The organism is Candidatus Phytoplasma palmae, assembly GCF_046896035.1.
Taxonomy (GTDB): domain Bacteria; phylum Bacillota_I; class Bacilli_A; order Acholeplasmatales; family Acholeplasmataceae; genus Phytoplasma; species Phytoplasma palmae.
Map to the genome: position 1 here is coordinate 1 of NZ_JBIPDD010000031.1, position 1,444 is coordinate 1,444.

Here is a 1,444-nt window from a genome sequence, read left to right on the forward strand (position 1 = left end):
ATTTAATTCCAATTAAATTTATATCTATAATTATTTTTTCCTTAATTTTATCAATAAATTTATTTTCATTACAAAGGGTTTTCGCATCATCTGACGAATTAGATTTTAAAGATCTTGAACTTCTTGAAGAATTTGGTGATCATATTGATAATCATATTTTTATAGAAAAAGATAAAAAAATTTCTAAAATTATTAACATTCATGATGATTCAGTTCCTGTAGAAAAAAAGAAAAAAAATTCATCAAAAACTCACATTAAACCTGATGAATTAAAAAAAATAATTTGTAATTTTATTGAAAAAGCAGTTTCAGAAAACATTAATCAAAACAATGAAAAAGTTAAAAAAGGACAAGAATTATTTATATCATTAGAAAACAACGCTTTTCAAATAGAAAATAAAAATAAAGAAAAATTAGATTTGAAAAATTATAATAAAAATGATTCTCTTAACATAAGAACAAAAATATTTATAGACGAAAAAAGCAACCCAAATATAGAAAATAATTACGGTATAGATTATCTTGAATTAAAACATGATAAACAAAAAGATGAAAATTTTTCTTACAGAATTCATCACAATTGTAATGAACCTAAAGAATTCTTTGCAATGAGTGAAACAGTATTTAAAACAGCTACGCCAAAAATTAAATAAAAATAAATAAAAATATTAGGAGGTTTATAAGGATTTTGTTAAAATTAAATAAAAATAATAATTTGAATTATTATTCAACTATTTTAGCGTTTCTTTTATTATCTTTTTCAATAATTTTATTTTTATCTCCTAACGTGATTTTGGCAGCTCCAAATCCTTATTCAAACAAAGAACAAGAAATTAAAAAATTTGATCATTCCGATTCCAAGGCGATTCAAACAAAATCAGATAAAAATTCTTCTGTCTTTGAATTCGTTAGACGTATCATTAAAAATGAAAAATTTGTTGACGAGGAAAAAAAGATTGTAAAATACACTAGAAAAATTGAAGAAGATACTATTAAAGTTTTCAAGAACGATAAGAGAATCACTCAAAAAGAATTGAATTATTTGTTAATTTCACACATGATACATAAGTAACTCGTTTCACTTAAAAACAAAAGCAGACTGAAATAACTAATGTAGTTAATAATGGTCTTTAGTATCAATAAATAATTTTAAAAACATTTAATTTAAATAAAAAACTATTTATGAATAATCATAAATAGTTTTTTTATTTAAATTAAATTTTTGAGTAATCAACAGCCATTATTTTAAAATAATGATATTGATCTAACAATTTAGAAATAAGACATTTTTTATGAGCTAATTCCAAAATAGATTGGGTTTCAGAAATAGATAAATTTTCAATACCACCTAATAAATTAACTTGAAAAAAAAACTCTTTATCTTTTTCTTTATCGAGATAGAATTAGACCGTTTTTCTATTACTAGATATTAATCTAAGCCCCT

Annotated in this window: 2 protein-coding genes; both read left to right on the forward strand. The window is 21.5% G+C overall.

All coding sequences use genetic code 11. The features are described 5' to 3' along the window. Positions 1-653: hypothetical protein (locus ACHMP6_RS01825; RefSeq protein WP_412097821.1), on the forward strand; the 653-nt coding region annotated here is incomplete at its 5' end. Positions 654-688: 35 nt separating this feature from the next. Next, complete coding sequence (locus ACHMP6_RS01830; protein WP_412097822.1) at positions 689-1,072, forward strand: hypothetical protein; 384 nt, start codon at positions 689-691, stop codon at positions 1,070-1,072. Positions 1,073-1,444 lie beyond the last annotated feature (372 nt).